Raw genomic sequence first — 16,111 nt, 5'->3', positions numbered from 1 at the left:
GTTGTCCCGGGGGGCCGGGGTCGCCTCAGCGGGCCTGGTCGAGGGCGCGGCGGTCGCGGGCCACGCGGTCGAGGTCCCAGCCGGGCGCGGGGATCGAGTCGAGCAGGAGGCGGGTGTAGGGGTGCCGCGGGTCGCGCAGGATCGTCTCGGTGGCGCCGCGCTCGACGATGCGGCCGTGCCGCATCACGACGGCGGTGTCGGTGATGTGGCGGACGACGGCGAGGTCGTGCGAGACGAACACGTAGGCGATGCCGGTGTCGCGGCGCAGTTCGTCCAGCAGGGTGAGGATCTGCGCCTGGATGGACACGTCGAGTGCGGCGACCGCCTCGTCCAGGACCAGCACGCGCGGCCGGATGCCGAGCGCGCGGGCGATCGCGGCGCGCTGCCGCTGCCCGCCGGACAGGTCGCGGGGCAGCGACCCGCCGGCGCGCGCGCTGAGCCCGACCTGGTCGAGCAGCTCGGCGACGCGGTCCCGGCGGTCCTTCGCGGTGCCGGGCAGGTGCAGCCGCATCGGCTCGGCGATGGACTCGGCGATGGTCCGCCGCGGGTCGAACGACCCGTACGGGTCCTGGAAGATCATCTGGAGGAGGCGGGCGCGGCGGAGCCGGTCGCGCCGGGACCGTCCGGTGACGGGCTCGCCGGCGAGCAGCACGGTCCCGGACGTCGGCGCGTCGAGCCCGGCGAGGATCCGGGCGGTGGTCGTCTTGCCGGACCCGGACTCGCCGACGATCCCGAGCGACGCGCCGGGCATCAGCTCGAAGCCGACCCCGTCCACGGCGGTGACCGTCCCGAACCTCTTGACCAGCGACGACACGCTCAGCACCGGCTCGCCGGGCCGCGCCGGCCCGGCGGCCTCGTCCGCGGACGTCACGGCGTCACCTCCTCGGGGCGGACGCACGCGACGGCGGACGTCCCGTGCGCGCGGACGGCGGGCACCGACGCGGCGCAGTCGTCGGCCGCCAGCGGGCAGCGGTCGCGGAACGCGCACCCGGACGGCGCCTCGGCGAGCGAGCGGGGCCGCCCCCGGATCGCCCTGATCTCCGTCCGGTCGCCGTGCACGGACGGGCTCGCCTCCAGCAGCGCCCGCGTGTACGGGTGCGCGGGCGACGAGAACAGCGCGGCGCCTGCGGCCTCCTCGACGATCCGTCCCGCGTACATGACGTAGACGCGGTCGCAGATGGCGGCGGCGAGGTCGAGGTCGTGGGTGACGAATAGCATCCCGGTGCCGCGGGTGCGCTGCATCTCCTTGAGCAGCGCGATGACCTCGGCCTGCGTGGTGACGTCGAGCGCGGTCGTGGGCTCGTCGGCGAGCAGCAGCTCGGGCCCGGTGGACAGCGCCCCGGCGATCACGACGCGCTGCAGCATGCCGCCGGAGAACTCGTGCGGGTGGCGCCGCAGCGCGCCGCGCGGGTCCCGGATGCCGACCTGCTCCAGCAGCTCCAGGGCGGTCGCGGCGGCCTCGCGGGCCGGCACGCCGCGGGCCCGCAGCCCCTCGGTGAGGTAGTCGCCGACGCGGCGCACCGGATTGATCGCGGCCCGCGGGTCCTGGAAGATCATCGACGCGCGGGCGCGGCGCAGGTCGCGCAGCGCGGCCCGGCCGGCGGCGAGCACGTCGACGCCCGCGACGGCGACCGACCCGGTGGCGCGGGCGCCGCGCGGGAACATACCGAGCGCGGCGCGGGCCGTCAGCGACTTGCCCGACCCCGACTCGCCGACCAGCCCGACCGTCTCGCCCCGCCCCACCCGGACGGTCACGCCGTCCAGCAGCGGGACCGCGCCCTCTCCGGCGCCGATGCCGAGGCTCAGCCCGGCGATGCGGAGCGCGTCCCGGCGGGCCGCCGCCTCCGCCGGCGCGGTGTCCTTGTCCTGCACGGTGTCCTTGTCCTGCACGGTCACGTCCCCTCGCTCCCTCTCCTCGCGATGGACCCGCCGATGTGCTGGCCCAGCACGTTCACGCTGACGACGGTGAGCAGCACGGCGACGCCGGGGATCAGCCCGCTCCACGGCGAGCCCTGGAGGATCGCGCTCTGCGCCTGGCTGATCATCGAGCCCCAGTCGGCGGCGGGCGGGCGGACGCCGAGGCCCAGGTAGGACAGCGACGCCAGGTCGACCATCGCGTAGCCGAACGACAGCGCGCTCTGCGCGAGCAGCACCGGCAGCATGTTCGGCAGCAGGTGCCGGACGGTCGTCCGCAGCTCCCCGAAGCCCATGGCGCGGTAGCTCTCCATGTACGGGCGGGCGCCCTCCTGGAGCGCGACGCTCCGCACGACGCGGCCGAGGAACGGCGTGTAGCCGACGGCCAGCGCGCAGATCGGGGCGGTCAGCCCGGGCCCGAACACCGCGACGACCAGCATCGCGAGCAGCAGGCTCGGGAACGAGAACACGATGTCCATCGCGCGGGACAGCACGGCGTCCACCCAGCCGCCGGCGCGGGCGGCCAGCAGCCCCGCCGCCGTCCCGAGGACCCCGGACAGCACCACCACGCCGAGCGGCGCGAGCAGCGACAGCCGCGCCCCGTACATCAGCCGGGACAGCACGTCGCGGCCGGTGGAGTCGGTGCCGAGCAGGTGCCCGGACGTGCCGGGCGGCGCGAGCGAGTCCAGCAGGCTCGTGGCGTTCGGGGAGTGCGGCGCGAGCAGCGGGGCGAGCGCGCCGGTGACGGCGGCGACCAGCAGGAACGCGACCGCGAGCGAGACGCCGAGCGGGCGGCGGCGCCGTCCCGCGCCGCGCGCCCGCAGCGCGGGGATCGTCGGCGTCATCGGCGCGGCCCTCCCGTCGCCACCCGCGGGTCGATGAACGGCAGCGCCAGGTCGACCAGCGTGTTCACCGCGACGAACAGCAGCACCCCGAGCAGCGAGACGCCCTGCACGACCGGGAGGTCCCGCCGCGACACGGACGTGACGAGCAGCGAGCCGACGCCGTCCAGCCCGAACGCGGTCTCGATGACGGCGGTGCCGACGAACAGGCTCGCGACCAGCACCCCGATGACGGTGAGCAGCGGCCCGAGCGCGTTGCGGACGACGTGCCGGCGGATCAGCGCGGCGCCGTCCACGCCGCGGCTGCGCGCCGCCTGCACGTGCTCGCGGCCCAGCTCGTCGGCGAACGCGGCGTTCCCGACGCGGGCGAGGACGCCGAACGCGGCGATCGCCATCGCGGTCGCGGGCAGCGTCAGGTGCCAGAGCCGGTCGGTGAGGCCGGCGCCCGTGCCGGTGGACGGGAACCAGCCGAGCCCGACGGCGAACACCGACAGCAGCACGATCGCCGCCACGAACGGGGGCGTCGCGGTGGTGACGGACGCGGCGACCGCCGCGATCCGGTCGGTCGCCCCGCCCTTGACCGCCGACGCCAGCGCCACGCCCGCGCCGACGGCGATGGCGAGCACCGCCGAGTACGCGATGAGCAGGCCGGACACCCCGAGCCGGCTCCCGATCAGCGACGTCACGCTGGTCTGGTAGGTCAGCGACCTTCCGAGGTCCAGGTGGAGCGCGTCGCCGATCCACGCGAGGTACCCCTGCGCGAACCCCTTGTCGAGCCCGTAGGCGTGCCGGAGGGCGTCGATCTGGCCTGGGGTGAGGCGCCGCCCGGACGTCACCGCCAGCACCGGGTCGCCGGGGACGAGCCGCAGCGCCCCGTAGATGAGGACCGACGCGACCAGGACCGTCAGGACCGCGCCGAGCGCGCGCCTCCCGATCCAGGGCGCGAGCGCGCGGGCGGTCATCCCTTGCCGCCGAGCGTCGTCGCCCACGGCACGTACAGGTAGTTCTGCCGCGGGACGAGCCCGGTCAGGCCGGACTTGTAGTAGACGTTGACGTACTGCGTCGCGATCGGGATGTTCACCAGGTCGTGCGCCATGATCGCCTGCGCCTTGGCCACCTCGCGGGCGCGGGCCGCCGGGTCGGCGGTCGCGATGGCCGTCCGGATCGCGGTGTCGTACTCCTTGTCGCTGTAACCGGCGAAGTTGTAGAAGTTGCCGGTCGTGAAGAACTGGTAGTACGTCAGCGGCTCGGGGAAGTCGAGGTAGCCGCTCGACAGGAACAGGTCGACGCCCGCGCGGGCCTGCGGCGAGGCGAACATCGCGCCGTACTGCTCGGCGGTCAGCGGCTTCAGCTGGATGTGCATCCCGGCCTGCGAGGCGGCGTCGGCGATCGCGGTCGCGGTCCGCGTCTCCTCGTCGATCGCCGTCGTGTACGCGAGGACGATCTTCTGCTTGGCCTTCGCCGACCCGGCGACGAGCTTCTTGGCCTTCTCCAGGTCCTGCGCGGGCTCCGGCAGCGCGTTGTACGCCTGCTGGTAGACGTCCTTGCCGTAGCCCCACGCCGCCGGCGGGACCAGCGCCCGCAGCGGCTGCGCCGCGCCCTGGTAGACCGACTTGATGATGCCCTTGTAGTCGATCAGCGCCTGCACGGCCTGCCGCGTCGCCGGGTCCGACAGCGCGCCCTTCTGGTTCAGGACGGACAGGAACGTCGGCGACAGGCTCTGCCCGAACAGCAGGTTCCCCTTGCCCTTCAACCGGACGTGCGCCGCGCGCGGGACGCTGAACTGGCCGTCCACGTCGCCGCTGTCCAGCGCGGCCGTCTGCGCGGACGGGTCGGTGATGAAGGTGAACCTGAGGTTCTTCACCTTCGGCTTCACCTGGGCGTTCCACCACCCGTCGTTGCGGATGAGGGTGATGTTCTGGCCCTGCGTCCAGCCCGCGAGCTTGTAGGGGCCGGTGCACATCACGCCGTGCCCGGCCGTCCCGAAGTCCTTGCCCGCGGACTCCGCGAACGCCTTCTCGACGACGTCGAACGCGGGCGTGGCGAAGAAGTTCGGGACGAGGACGTCCGGCTGCTTCAGCTTGATGGTGACCTCGTGGTCGCCGGTGGGCTCGATGCTCCGGAGCCGCTCCGCCCAGCCGATCCAGGACGAGCCGAGCTTCGGGTCGAGGATCCGCTTGACGCTGTAGACGACGTCGTCGGGCGTGACGGGCCTGCCGTCCCAGAACCGCACGCCCTCGCGCAGGTGGATCACGTACGTGAGGTCGTCGGGGTGGTCCACGGACGTGGCGAGCGCGGGTCGCCGCTCGTAGTCAGGGCCGAAGGTGAACAGCCCCTCGCACATGTTCGCGAGCGGCGTGCTGACGGACTCGATCGCGGACTGCGCCGGGTCGAGCGTGGGCGGCTCGCCGGGCGGCAGGTTCCAGGTGACGGTGTCGACGTCCCGGGCCGGGGACGGCACGGAGGTGGTGAGGTCCGGGGCGGCCGCCGCCGCGGACCCGCCGCCGTCCGCGCACGCGGCGAGGGTGCAGGAGCCGGCGAGGATCGCGGTGATCGCGGCCAGGCGTGAACGTGTCATGGCGTGGACCCTTCGAGTGGTGGACGGGCCGTGACCGGGGAGGATTCGCAGCGTGATGCGTTGCGGAGTTGATTGTCAATACCGCAAAACAAAACGATGGGACGTCAGGCCAGGGGCATTCCCAGGCTGCTTATGAGGGATCACCGCGCTACGCTGAGGCGCGGGTTGAGCTTCCGTTCTGCAGAACTATCGAAGGCAAAAAAAGGGGGACCGTTGGGACGGCCGAGCCTCGCCGCCGAGCGGCGCGAGCAGATCCTGCGGGCCGCCGCCCGGTCGGTCGCCCGGTACGGGCTGGCGGGCAGCACGCAGGAGCGGATCGCCGCGGCGGCCGGGATGAGCCGGTCGCACGTCCGGCACTACGCGGGCAACCGCGACGAGCTCATCGACGCCCTGTGGGACCACGTCATCACCCCGTACTTCGCCTCGATGCGGGCCGCGCTGAACGACCGGGAACCGGCCGCGCGGCTGCCCGCGCTGGTGGACTACCTGTTCGGCCCGCAGATGGCGCGCAACGAGGACGACCTCGTCATCGAGGCGCTGATCAGCGGCGCGATGCACGACGTCCGGCTCCGCGGCCGGATCTACGACAGCTACAGCCGGCTCGAACGCGAGATCGCCGGGACGATCCGCGACGCCGTCCCGGGCTGCGGCCCGGCGGAGAGCCTGCAGCTCGCCTACGCGCTGATCTGCATGGCGTTCGGGCACTCGACCCTCGCGCCGCTGCCCTTCCCCGCGACCCGCCAGGCCGGCATGAAGACCCTGGCCGCGCAGCTCCTCGCGGCCCTGAAGGCCCGGCACCGGCCCGCGGGCACGGCCGGCACCGGAACGCCCGAGCCGGAACCGGCCGGCGACACGGAGGCGCGCGGCTGAGCGGGCGCCCCCGCGGCCCGCCCTCGCGTCCAGGTCCATCAGCGCGCTCCCTCATCTCGGCCCGGTGGCTCGTCACGGTCCGGTGGTCAGCATCCGGACGAGCCGGTCGACGAGCGGCGCCATCCGCTCGCTGTTCCAGCGCTCGGGCGCCTCCAGGCTGGAGACATAGAAGCCGCGGAACACCAGGTGCAGGACGTCGGCGGCGAACGCGGCGTCGGCGGCGCCCGCGTCCCGCGCGGCGTCGACGAGCCCGTCCAGGTTGTGGCGCGCGTCGTCCTGGATGAGCTGGAGCGCCTCCGACCCCCGGCCGCTGCGGCCGAGGATCTCCAGGAACAGCCGGCGGAGCACCTCGTCGTTGCCGGTGGTCGAGCACGCCCAGCGGGCCAGGACCGCCAGCCGCCCGGGTGCGGGGGTCCCTTCGAGGGCCTGGTCCAGGTCGGCGTCCCAGTCCCGCATGGCGTGCTCTATCGCGTTGCGCAGCAGCGCCTCCCGAGTGGGCAGGTAGTTGGTGACGAGCGTCGTCGAGCCGCCGATCCGCTTGGCGACGGCCCGGATGGACACGCCGTCGAGACCGTCCGCCGCCACGATGTCCAGGGTGGCGTCGGCGATGGTCGCGAGGCGCTGGTCGATATCGATCTCCACCGGCATGCCCGCAGGGTAACGCCGGAGAACGCGTCGTACAACACCGTTGTACATCAGCGTTGCATCACGTACGCTCCTCGCCATCGCCGGTGCGCTCCGGCCCACGTGACGCCCCCAGCAGCCCGAGGAGCAGGCATGGAACTGTGGCAGTTGCCCGTGACCGAGGTCGCCGCGCTGATCCGCGAGCGGCGGGTCTCGGCCGTCGAGGTGGCGGAGTCCTGCCTGGCCCGGGTCGAGGCGGTGAACCCCGAACTGAACGCGCTCGCCGACGTCCGCCCCGAGGAGACCCTCGCCGACGCGCGCCGCGCGGACGCCGCCGTGGCCGCGGGCGAGGAACTCGGCCCGCTGCACGGCGTCCCCGTCTCCACGAAGATCAACACGCCGCAGCGCGGCGCGCTGATGAGCCACGGCGTCGCCGCCATGGCCGGGATGAGGGCCGCGCACGACGACGCGTCCATCGCCGCGCTCCGCGCCGCCGGCGCCGTCTTCCTCGGCCGCAGCAACGCGCCCGCGTTCTCCGTCCGCTGGTTCACCGAGAACGAGCCGCACGGCCGCACCCTCAACCCGTGGAGCGCCGCGCACACCCCTGGCGGGTCCAGCGGCGGCGCCGCCAGCTCCCTCGCCGCCGGGATGACGCCGCTCGCGCAGGGCAACGACATCGGCGGCTCGATCCGCTTCCCCGCCGGCTGCTGCGGCGTGGTCGGCGTCCGCCCGACCGTCGGGCTCGTCTCCAACTGGATCGCCCCCGAGGACACCGGACCCGAGCCGCCCCTCACCGTCCAGGCGTGGGCCGTGCAGGGTCCGATGGCCCGCACCGTCGCCGACGCGCGGCTCGCCCTGCACGCCATGGCGGGCGCCGACCTGCGCGACCCGTTCGGCGTCCCGGCCCTGCCCGCCCCCGCCGCTCCCCCGGCCGGCCCGGTCCGCGTCGGGGTCGTCCGGGACGTCGGCATCGCCAAGCCGCACCCCGCCGTCGACGCGGCGGTGAGCGAGGCGGCGCGGTGGCTCGCGGACGCCGGGTACGCGGTCGAGGAGATCGAACTGCCGCTGCTCGCCGAGGCCGCGCGGCTCTGGTCGCTGCTGCTGTTCGAGGACCTGCGCCCCGGCATGCCCGGCATGCTGGAGATGGCCGACGAGCCGCTCCGCGTCCACATGCGGTACGCGTTCGAGCACGCCGCCGGGCTGTGGGGCGAGGAGCCCGGCCTCCCCGCCTACCTCGGCGGCTGGGCCCGCCGCGCGACGCTGATCACCCGGCTCCAGGAGATGCTCGGCACCGGCATGCTCCTGCTGACCCCCGTCTCCGCCGAGCCGCCCTTCGAGCAGGACGCCGACATCCTCGACCCGGACCGCGGCCGGAGCATCGTCGACGCGCAGTGGCCGATGACGTCCCTGCCCGTCCTCGGGTTCCCCGGCGTCTCGGTGCCGGCGGCGGTCGCGGACGGCCTGCCGATCGGCGTCCAGCTGATCGGCGGCCGGTTCGCCGAGGACCTCGTCCTCGACGCGGCGCAGGCGGTCGAGGACCGCGCGCCCCGCATCGCCCCGCCCGCCTTCTCCTGATCCGCCCCGCTCCGGCCGGTGGCGTCCCCTGATGCGGGGGATCCGCCCGCCGCCCGCGCGGCGGCCTGCGATGATGCGGGCCATGAGCAGGAAGAGCACGGCCGGGCCGGACCTCGACGACATCTCCTGGCAGATCATCGAGCAGCTGCAGGAGGACGGCCGGCGCTCCTACGGGGCGATCGCCAAGGTGGTCGGCCTGTCGGAGGCGGCCGTCCGGCAGCGGGTGCAGCGGCTCACCGAGTCCGGCGTGATGCAGATCGTCGCCGTCACCGACCCGCTGCTGGTCGGCGGGCACCGGCAGGCGATGGTCGGGGTCCGGGTCTCCGGCCCCCTCGAACCCGTCGCGTCCGCGCTGTCGGACATGCCGGAGACCATCTACGTCGTACTGTGCGCGGGCGGCTTCGACATCCTCTGCGAGATCGTCTGCGACGACGACGCGCACCTCGCGGAGGTGCTGGCGTCCCGCATCCGCTCCATCCCCGGGGTCGCGGGCACCGAGACGTTCGTGTACCTCCAGCTGCGCAAGGAGAGCTACCGCTGGGGCACACACTGACCACTAAATCAGTAGCCATGCCTAGTCGTCGCGACTCGATTAGTGAAATCTTGCCCGCAAGCCGCTAAATTAGTGGCATGTCGCAGGCCATCGCCGCTGATCCCGCACGCGCGCTCGTGCACGCCGAACCCGTCCCCTTCTGGCTGGACGACCCCGCGCGCCCCGCGGCCCTCCCCGCCCTCGCCGGCGAGGAGCACGCCGACCTCGCCGTGGTCGGCGGCGGCTACTGCGGCCTCTGGACCGCCCTGCTCGCCAAGGAGCGCGACCCCGGCCGCGACGTCGTCCTCGTCGAGGCCCGCGAGGCCGGCTGGGCCGCGTCCGGGCGCAACGGCGGGTTCTGCTCGTCCAGCCTCACCCACGGCTTCGGCAACGGCCTCGCCCGCTGGCCCGGCGAGATCGCCGAACTCGAACGGCTCGGCATGCGCAACCTCGACGAGATCGAGGACGCGCTGCGCCGGCACGGCATCGGCTGCGACTGGGAGCGCACCGGCGAGCTCAACGTCGCCACCCGCCCCCACCAGGTCCTGGAGCTGCGCGAGGAGGCCGAGGCCATGCGCCGCCACGGCCTGTCCCCCGAGTTCCTCGACACCGAGCAGGTCAGGGCCGAGGTCGCCTCCCCCACCTACCTCGCCGGCCTCCTCGACCGCGACGGCACCGCCCTCGTCAACCCGGCCCGGCTCGCCTGGGGCCTGCGCGACGCGTGCCTCCGGCTCGGCGTCCGCATCTACGAGCGCACCCCCGCCACCTCCCTCGCCGCGCGCGGCCCGGGCATGGTCGTCACCACCGCCTACGGCCGCGTCGTCGCCCGCCGCGTCGCCCTCGCCACCAACGCGTACCCCTCGCTCGTCCACCGGGTCCGCCCGTACGTCGTCCCCGTCTACGACTACGCGATGGTCACCGAACCGCTGACCGACGCCCAGCTCGCCGCCATCGGCTGGCGGAACCGGCACGGCATGGCCGACTCGGGCAGCCGGTTCCACTACTACCGGCTGACCGCCGACAACCGGATCCTGTGGGGCGGCTACGACGCCGTCTACCACTACGGCTCCCGGATGTCGGCGGACCTCGACCAGCGCCCCGACACCTTCCGCGTCCTCGCCGGCAACTTCTTCCGCACGTTCCCGCAGCTCGAAGACGTCCGGTTCACCCACACCTGGGGCGGCGTCATCGACACCTGCACCCGGTTCTCCGCGTTCTTCGGCACCGCCGCGCAGGGCCGCGCCGCCTACGCGCTCGGCTTCACCGGCCTCGGCGTCGGCGCGACCCGCTTCGCCGCCCAGGTGATCCTCGACCGGCTCGACGGCCTGGACACGCCGCGCACCCGGCTCGCGATGGTGCGCACCAAGCCCGTCCCGTTCCCGCCCGAACCCCTGCGCTGGCTCGGCATCGAACTGACCCGCCGCTCCATGGCCCGCGCCGACACCAACGGCGGCCGGCGCAACCTGTGGCTCCGCGCCATGGACACCCTCGGCCTCGGCTTCGACAGCTGACCCCGCCGGCCGATCCCGCCGGCGCGGCGGGTCAGCGGTCGGGGAGCCAGTTGCCGTGGAAGCCGGGCGGGACGCGGACGGGGAGGTGGACGACGGCGACCGGAGGGCCGGTGAAGTCCTGCGCGGAGAGGATGACGAGGTCGGTGGCGGCGCGGTCGGTGTCGTAGGCGAGGACCATCAGGTAGCCGTCGTCCTCGGCGGTGTCGGGCGCGGACGGGACGAAGACGGCCTCGCCGACCACCGCGTCCGCGGGGAAACGGCGGACGTCGGTGCGGCCGGTCCGGAAGTCGTGCTTGAGGAGGCCGTCGCCGACGAGCTCGCCGGGCGACGACTCCGAGGCGACGGTGTAGCCGTAGCGGTGCGGCCGGGACGTCAGCCGCTCGTCGACGCGGGGGAACTCCTGGGCGCGGTCGTCGAGGGTCCGCTGCGCGACGGTCCCGGCGGCCGGGTCGATGGTCCAGCGGTCCAGGACCGGTGGCGGGTTGCCCTCCAGGCGGCCGTCCCGCAGGAAGCTGGGGAACTTCGCCAGGTCGAGCACGATCCGGTCGCCGTCGTCGTAGGCGTTCATGGTGTGGAACACCCAGCACGGCTCGATGTCGATCCACCGCACGTCGGACGCGTCGCCGGTACGGGGCAGGAGGCCGATCCTCGCCGGGTGCTCGTCGTTCCAGGCGTAAGGGAGGGTGGTGCCGGCGGCGGCCAGCGGCATGGAGAACGTGACGGGCAGGTCGTAGACGATGACGTACTTCTCCGTGAGCGCCAGGTCGTGCACCATCGGGCCGTCGGAGACGGGGATCTCCACCGACCGGGTGACGAGCCCGGTGGCGCTCAGCACCGTGTACTGGAGGTGCTCCCAGCCGAAGTAGTAGGCGATCGCGTGGAGCTCGCCGGTCGCGGGATCCTTCTTGGTGTGCGCGGTGTAGCCGCCCTTGAGGGTGCCGCCGAAGTCGCAGGGGCCGAGGGTGGTGAGGTCGTGACCCAGCTCGTACGGCCGGAACCCGCCCTCGATCAGCGCGAACGTGCGGCCCGCGTGCCCGATCACGTTGGTGTTCGGGGCGAAGTCGAAGTCGTCGAAGACCGGCCCCTCCGGCCACGGCTCGCCGAGCCCGGCGGCCACCCGCCGGGACCGCACCCAGCGGTTGCGGTACCACTCGGCGCGGCCGTCGCGCAGCCGCACGCCGTGGACCATGCCGTCGCCGAGGAACCAGTGATAGGACTCGGGGTCCTCCAGCCCGAGCGGGTTCGGGCCGATGCGCAGGTAGCGGCCGTTGAGCTCGGCGGGGACGCGCCCGGTGACGGGCACGTCGTGGGCGGTGGTCTCCTCGGTGACGGGGGCGTAAGGGCCTTCCAGGAACGGGCTGGGCATCAGGGGCCTCGTTTCTCGGGTGCGGAAGGGGTGCGGAACAGGCCGGCTCCCATGGCGAGGAGGGTGGCCTCGAAGACCTCGGCGGCGTCGGCGGGGAGGTGGCCGGCGAGTTCGAGGCTGACCACGCCGTGGATGGCGGCCCAGAGCGACGCGGCGACATGGCGCGGATCGCCGCCGGACAGCAGCCCCGCGGCGGCACAGCCGGCCACGGCGTCCTGCAGGATCGTGAAGGTCTCCGCGGCTTGGACCAGGGCCTCGTCGCTCGGCCGGAACCCGGGGATGGGCTCGCCGAACATCAGCCGGTAGTAGTTGCGCTCGGCGAGGGCGTTGTCCCGGTAGGCGCGTCCAAGGTCGATGAGGTGCTCCAGCGGGTCGGACCGCTCCGGCACCGCCGCGAGCCGCCGCCGGAACCGCTCGAACGCCTCCACGTACAGGGCTTCGATCAGCCCCGCCTTGCTCTCGAACATCCGGTACAGGACGGTCGTGGAGCAGCCGACCTCGGCGGCGATCCGGCGCAGCGCCAGCGCCCCCGGTCCCTCTTCGGCCAGCAGGCGGCTGGCGGCGTCCAGCAGCGATGTGCGGATCGCCTCGTCCCCCTGCCGCTGGGCCAGCTCGTACGCGCTCGACGCCATACCATCCTCGATAACAACGTTTTTGGTCAGTAACGCTGTTATCGCACGGCGAGCACCCCCCGTCAACCCCCAGGCGTCCGCGGAGAACGGGCGGCGCCCGCCCGGCAGGATGGGCCCATGCCCGAGAACCCCCCGGAACCGATGCAGCACCACCTGCGCGGACTGCCCGCCGACTCCCCCGAGGAAGCCCTCGACCGCGCAGGTGACCTCCGCCCCAACGGTCTCGCGCCCGTCATCCGGGTGCCGGCAGGACTCGTCGTCCTCGTCGGCCCACCGGCCTCGGGCAAGACCAGCTTCATTCGGGCACTGATCGCGCGCCGGCAGATCGACGCCGAAGCCGTGGTGTCCAGCGACGAGATCCGCGCGGAGTTCTTCGGCACCTCACCCGCACAAGCGGAATCCGACGCGGCGGACGCACTGATCTTCGAGGAACGCGACCGCAGGATCGTCGCCAGGCTCGCCGCCGGGCACAGCGCGGTCGCCGAGTCGACGAACGTCACGCCGCGGGCACGCGCACGACTCATCGCCATCGCCAGGCGCTTCAACGCCCCGGTGACCATGCTGCGATTCGACCCGGACGTCACCGACCTCCTCCAGCAGTACACCGAGCGAGGCCGCACGGACCTCACCGCCGCGGACGTCCGTGACTACGCCGCCATCATGGCCCGGGACGCCGGCGCCGACCGACTGCGCGCCGAGGGCGCGACCAGCGTCCACGACGTCCCCGGACGCCGCCAAGCGATCACTCCCACCGAAGCCGCCGCGCACTTCTCCTTCGCCTGACACAGCCGACGTGTCCAGACCTGCCTTCCGTCACCCCTCCACGAACTTACGCGGAGCGGCACCAGCCTGCGGCGCTGCGGAACGGGCGGGCGTCGGCCGCGGGGCGGGCGGGGCCAGGGCGCGGTGTTGAGGCGGGCTTTCTAGTCCTCATCGGCAGTCGCCTCGGACGTTGCCGGGGTGCTCTCCTGCCCCGGCCATGCTTCCGGAGGGTCGCCGAATGCGCGGCGGCTGGCCTTCACGGCCAGGGCCGCCACGGCGGCGTTGGCGCCGCCGCCGATCACGGCGCCGATGCCGAACGGCGCCACCCGGCCAAGGACGATGACCCCCTGCTTGGTCCCGTACTTCGTGATGAAGTGCCTGCCGAGGACCTTGTTGATCTGACGCAGCGCGTCGGCGGGCACCTTGGCGACGATCTGCTTCGCCCAGTGCTTCCCCGTGACCTCGGCGGCCTTGGAGATGGTGCCGGAGCCGGACCCGCCGAGCAGGATCCCCATCACGATCGTCCGGCGTCGTTCGAGTTCGTCGATGGGGACTCCGTGGACCTCTGCCACCGAGAGTGCGAAGAGGACGCTCAGTTCGAGGGACGAGAAGGTCTCGCCCGCCGTCAGCGCCAGCGCGACTCCCGTGCCGACGCCCGGCGCGGCCGCGGTCCCTCCGACCGCGGCGCCCGACCCGGTCAGGGCGCTGACGTACATCCGCTCCAGATTCCGGATGACCTGCGCCGGTGACGCGTCCGGGTTCCGCTGGCGGGCCCGGGCGATGTTCTTGCGCACCAGCGGGCTCTGCAGGTCGATCGCCTTGTCCAGGAGGTCGAGGACTCGCTGCCCGCGTCCGGCCGGCTCCGGAACCGGTTCGGCGAGCGCATCTGTCGTCATGCCTGGAACTCCTCGGATCGTCACCTGGCGGCGGGGCTCTCACTCAAGCAGCCGAGTGGATCTCGTACCAGGCAGATCAGGCCACCGACCGGTGGAAAGGCCGAAGGCGGCCAACCTCCTCAACGGCGCGGAGGCGCACGGCGGGGGCGTCGTCCGCCGTGCGCCTCGCGGGCGGGTCAGCCTTCGATGCGGTGTTGGGTCCAGAAGGACGTGAGGTCGGTGGTGGTGGCCGCCTGGGCGGCCTTCTTGAACTCGGCGGTGGTGGAGATGCCGTACCAGTGGCTCGCCGCGTAGGTCTTGAGCAGGTTCGCCATGGCGGAGTCACCGATCACGCGCTGCAGGTCGTGCAGGGCGCACTTGCCGTAGTCGTAGACGACGGTGGAGTAGCGGGACGAGTGCGCGTCCCAGTACGCCATCGAGTTGGTGATCTTCTCGTCGGACGAGGCCCACGACACGCTGTTCCAGCAGCCCGCGCCGCTGATCCCGCGGTACAGGTCGGTCGCGTAGTCGGCGAACGCCTCGTCCAGCCACGGATGGTTGTACTCGTCGTCGCCGACGATCCCGTACCACCACTGGTGCGCCAGCTCGTGCGGCAGCGCCACGGTGCTGACCAGGTCGAGGACGAAGCCGGGGTACTCCATGCCGCCGAACCAGAAGTTGTTGTCGAGAATCGCGTCGACCTCGCCGTACGGGTAGGCGCCGAAGCGGCCGGAGTGGGCGTCGATCGCGCTGGTGGCGAGCGACAGCATCTGCTGGGCGCTGGACTGGCTGATGCCGCTCACCCAGTACATGTTCACCTTGACGCCGTTCGGCGAGGTGGCGGAGATCTTGGAGAACGGGCCGGCGCCCCAGGCGAACTCGCGGACGTGCGACGCGGTCGCGGTCGTGACCGTCCGGCCGGACGAGCCGGGGGTGTCGACGGACGTGCCCGTCGCGGGGACGGACAGCGAGGCCGGGTGGTCGAGCGTCACCTTGTAGTCGCTCGCCAGGCCGTAGAACGACTCGCCGTTGTTGGTGTACGGGTCGAGGTGCCAGCCGTCGCCGTCGTGGACGGCGAGGACGGGCAGGGCGTTGCCGAGGAAGTTGTACGCCCCGTCGTGCCCGAACCGGTCGGCGCCGGACGGCACCGCGATGGCGAGGTCGAACGCGACGGTGGCGCTCTGCCCCTTCGCCAGCGGCCCCGGCAGCGTCACCTTCATCGCGGTGCAGCCGACCGTGAGGGCGGAGGCGGTGCCGCCGGTGACGTTGGTGACGGTGATCGGTGTGCTGGACGGGCAGGTGCCGTGAGCGTTGTCCCACAGCCGCAGGTAGACCTCCGACAGCGGGGCGGAGTCGGTGTTGGTGAACGCGACCGACTCGTGGCCCTGCCAGTTGGCGCCGGACGCGTCGCTGGTGAGGTTGACCGTGTAGGACTGCGCGTCGGGAGTGCGGGTGCCGTCGCCCGTGGGCGGGGGCGTCGTGCCGCCGCCGGAGACGTCGAGGGCGACGTCGTCGAGGACGAAGCTGGTCTGCGCGCCGGAGTCCTCCGTCCCGGAGAAGGAGAGCGTGACGGTCTTGCCCGCGTAGGCGGACGCGTCGATGCTCTTCTTCACGTAGCCGGAGGCGGCGTCGAGGTTGGAGTAGGTGGCGACGGTGTCACCGCCCATCTTCACGGTGAGCTTGTCGTAGGCGGTGCCGGGCGACTCGTCGGTGTCGACATGCAGGTAGAACGACAGGGTCGCCGTGCAGCCGGCGGGCAGCGTCACCGACTGGGACGCGGTGTCGGTGTGGGACGAGCCGTAGCCGTCGAGCCAGGCGAAGTGGGTGCCGGAGTGGGCGCTCTCACCGCTGCCGTTGGCCGAGACGACCCCGGACGTGGTGGTCCACGGCGAGGTGCCGCTCTCGAACCCGCCGTTGGAGACGACCTGGGCGGCGGAGCAGTCGGTGATGGTGGTGCCGGGGGCGGCGGCGTGCGTGCGCGGGGCGGCGTGCGTGGGCGGGGCGGCGTGCGCGGGAGCGACCGCCGCGGC

At 73.2% G+C, this 16,111-nt stretch carries 15 protein-coding genes; 5 read left to right on the top strand and 10 right to left on the bottom strand.

Features of this window, described 5'->3' with window-relative positions:
* Positions 1–25: 25 nt before the first annotated feature.
* Genes ABZ914_RS17425 through ABZ914_RS17405 form a run of 5 tightly spaced genes read right to left on the bottom strand, consistent with a single transcriptional unit; the run spans position 26 to position 5,334 of the window.
* Positions 26–871 (bottom strand): ABC transporter ATP-binding protein, encoded by an 846-nt coding sequence (locus tag ABZ914_RS17425; protein ID WP_500193970.1) that lies wholly within the window; start codon positions 869–871, stop codon positions 26–28.
* The gene (locus tag ABZ914_RS17420) at positions 868–1,896 is read right to left on the bottom strand and encodes an ABC transporter ATP-binding protein (RefSeq protein WP_500193968.1); all 1,029 of its coding nucleotides are present in this window, start codon (positions 1,894–1,896) and stop codon (positions 868–870) included. The genes ABZ914_RS17425 and ABZ914_RS17420 overlap by 4 nt, the downstream gene beginning before the upstream one ends.
* Positions 1,893–2,759, bottom strand: coding sequence for an ABC transporter permease (locus ABZ914_RS17415; protein ID WP_500193967.1), 867 nt, complete (start codon positions 2,757–2,759; stop codon positions 1,893–1,895). Before ABZ914_RS17415 ends, ABZ914_RS17420 begins: the two co-directional genes overlap by 4 nt.
* On the bottom strand, positions 2,756–3,718 hold the full coding sequence (locus ABZ914_RS17410) for an ABC transporter permease (RefSeq protein ID WP_500193965.1): 963 nt from the start codon (positions 3,716–3,718) through the stop codon (positions 2,756–2,758). The genes ABZ914_RS17415 and ABZ914_RS17410 overlap by 4 nt, the downstream gene beginning before the upstream one ends.
* Positions 3,715–5,334 (bottom strand): ABC transporter substrate-binding protein, encoded by a 1,620-nt coding sequence (locus tag ABZ914_RS17405; protein WP_500193964.1) that lies wholly within the window; start codon positions 5,332–5,334, stop codon positions 3,715–3,717. The genes ABZ914_RS17410 and ABZ914_RS17405 overlap by 4 nt, the downstream gene beginning before the upstream one ends.
* Positions 5,335–5,547: 213 nt before the next feature.
* Here ABZ914_RS17405 and ABZ914_RS17400 point away from each other — a divergent pair, with 213 nt between their 5' ends.
* On the top strand, positions 5,548–6,204 hold the full coding sequence (locus ABZ914_RS17400; protein ID WP_500193962.1) for a TetR/AcrR family transcriptional regulator: 657 nt from the start codon (positions 5,548–5,550) through the stop codon (positions 6,202–6,204).
* Between the two features lie 72 nt (positions 6,205–6,276).
* Here the strand turns inward: ABZ914_RS17400 and ABZ914_RS17395 are convergent, their stop codons facing one another.
* On the bottom strand, positions 6,277–6,852 hold the full coding sequence (locus ABZ914_RS17395; protein WP_500193960.1) for a TetR/AcrR family transcriptional regulator: 576 nt from the start codon (positions 6,850–6,852) through the stop codon (positions 6,277–6,279).
* Positions 6,853–6,981: 129 nt separating this feature from the next.
* Here ABZ914_RS17395 and ABZ914_RS17390 point away from each other — a divergent pair, with 129 nt between their 5' ends.
* The 3 genes from ABZ914_RS17390 (at position 6,982) to ABZ914_RS17380 (ending at position 10,446) form a co-directional block, all read left to right on the top strand.
* Positions 6,982–8,403: an amidase gene (locus ABZ914_RS17390; protein WP_500193959.1), complete on the top strand. Its 1,422-nt coding sequence runs from the start codon at positions 6,982–6,984 to the stop codon at positions 8,401–8,403.
* Positions 8,404–8,485: 82 nt separating this feature from the next.
* Entirely contained in the window at positions 8,486–8,956 is a 471-nt protein-coding gene (locus tag ABZ914_RS17385; protein WP_433240157.1) for an Lrp/AsnC family transcriptional regulator, read from the top strand.
* 77 nt (positions 8,957–9,033) lie between these two features.
* Positions 9,034–10,446, top strand: coding sequence for an NAD(P)/FAD-dependent oxidoreductase (locus ABZ914_RS17380; protein WP_500193956.1), 1,413 nt, complete (start codon positions 9,034–9,036; stop codon positions 10,444–10,446).
* A gap of 31 nt (positions 10,447–10,477) precedes the next feature.
* Here the strand turns inward: ABZ914_RS17380 and ABZ914_RS17375 are convergent, their stop codons facing one another.
* Positions 10,478–11,812, bottom strand: a complete 1,335-nt coding sequence (locus ABZ914_RS17375; protein WP_500193954.1) for a carotenoid oxygenase family protein — start codon at positions 11,810–11,812, stop codon at positions 10,478–10,480.
* Complete coding sequence (locus tag ABZ914_RS17370; protein ID WP_500193952.1) at positions 11,812–12,444, bottom strand: TetR/AcrR family transcriptional regulator; 633 nt, start codon at positions 12,442–12,444, stop codon at positions 11,812–11,814. Before ABZ914_RS17370 ends, ABZ914_RS17375 begins: the two co-directional genes overlap by 1 nt.
* A 117-nt stretch (positions 12,445–12,561) precedes the next feature.
* Between ABZ914_RS17370 and ABZ914_RS17365 the strand changes: the two genes are divergently transcribed.
* A complete protein-coding gene (locus ABZ914_RS17365) occupies positions 12,562–13,227 on the top strand; it encodes an AAA family ATPase (protein WP_500193950.1) in 666 nt (221 codons plus the stop codon).
* Positions 13,228–13,367: 140 nt separating this feature from the next.
* Here the strand turns inward: ABZ914_RS17365 and ABZ914_RS17360 are convergent, their stop codons facing one another.
* Complete coding sequence (locus ABZ914_RS17360) at positions 13,368–14,102, bottom strand: hypothetical protein (protein WP_500193949.1); 735 nt, start codon at positions 14,100–14,102, stop codon at positions 13,368–13,370.
* Positions 14,103–14,278: 176 nt separating this feature from the next.
* On the bottom strand, positions 14,279–16,111 hold a 1,833-nt coding region (locus ABZ914_RS17355; protein ID WP_500193948.1), incomplete at its 5' end, for a M1 family metallopeptidase.

This window comes from Spirillospora sp. NPDC046719 (assembly GCF_040645715.1).
Taxonomy (GTDB): domain Bacteria; phylum Actinomycetota; class Actinomycetes; order Streptosporangiales; family Streptosporangiaceae; genus Spirillospora.
This window is presented reverse-complemented; position numbering and strand designations above follow the sequence as displayed.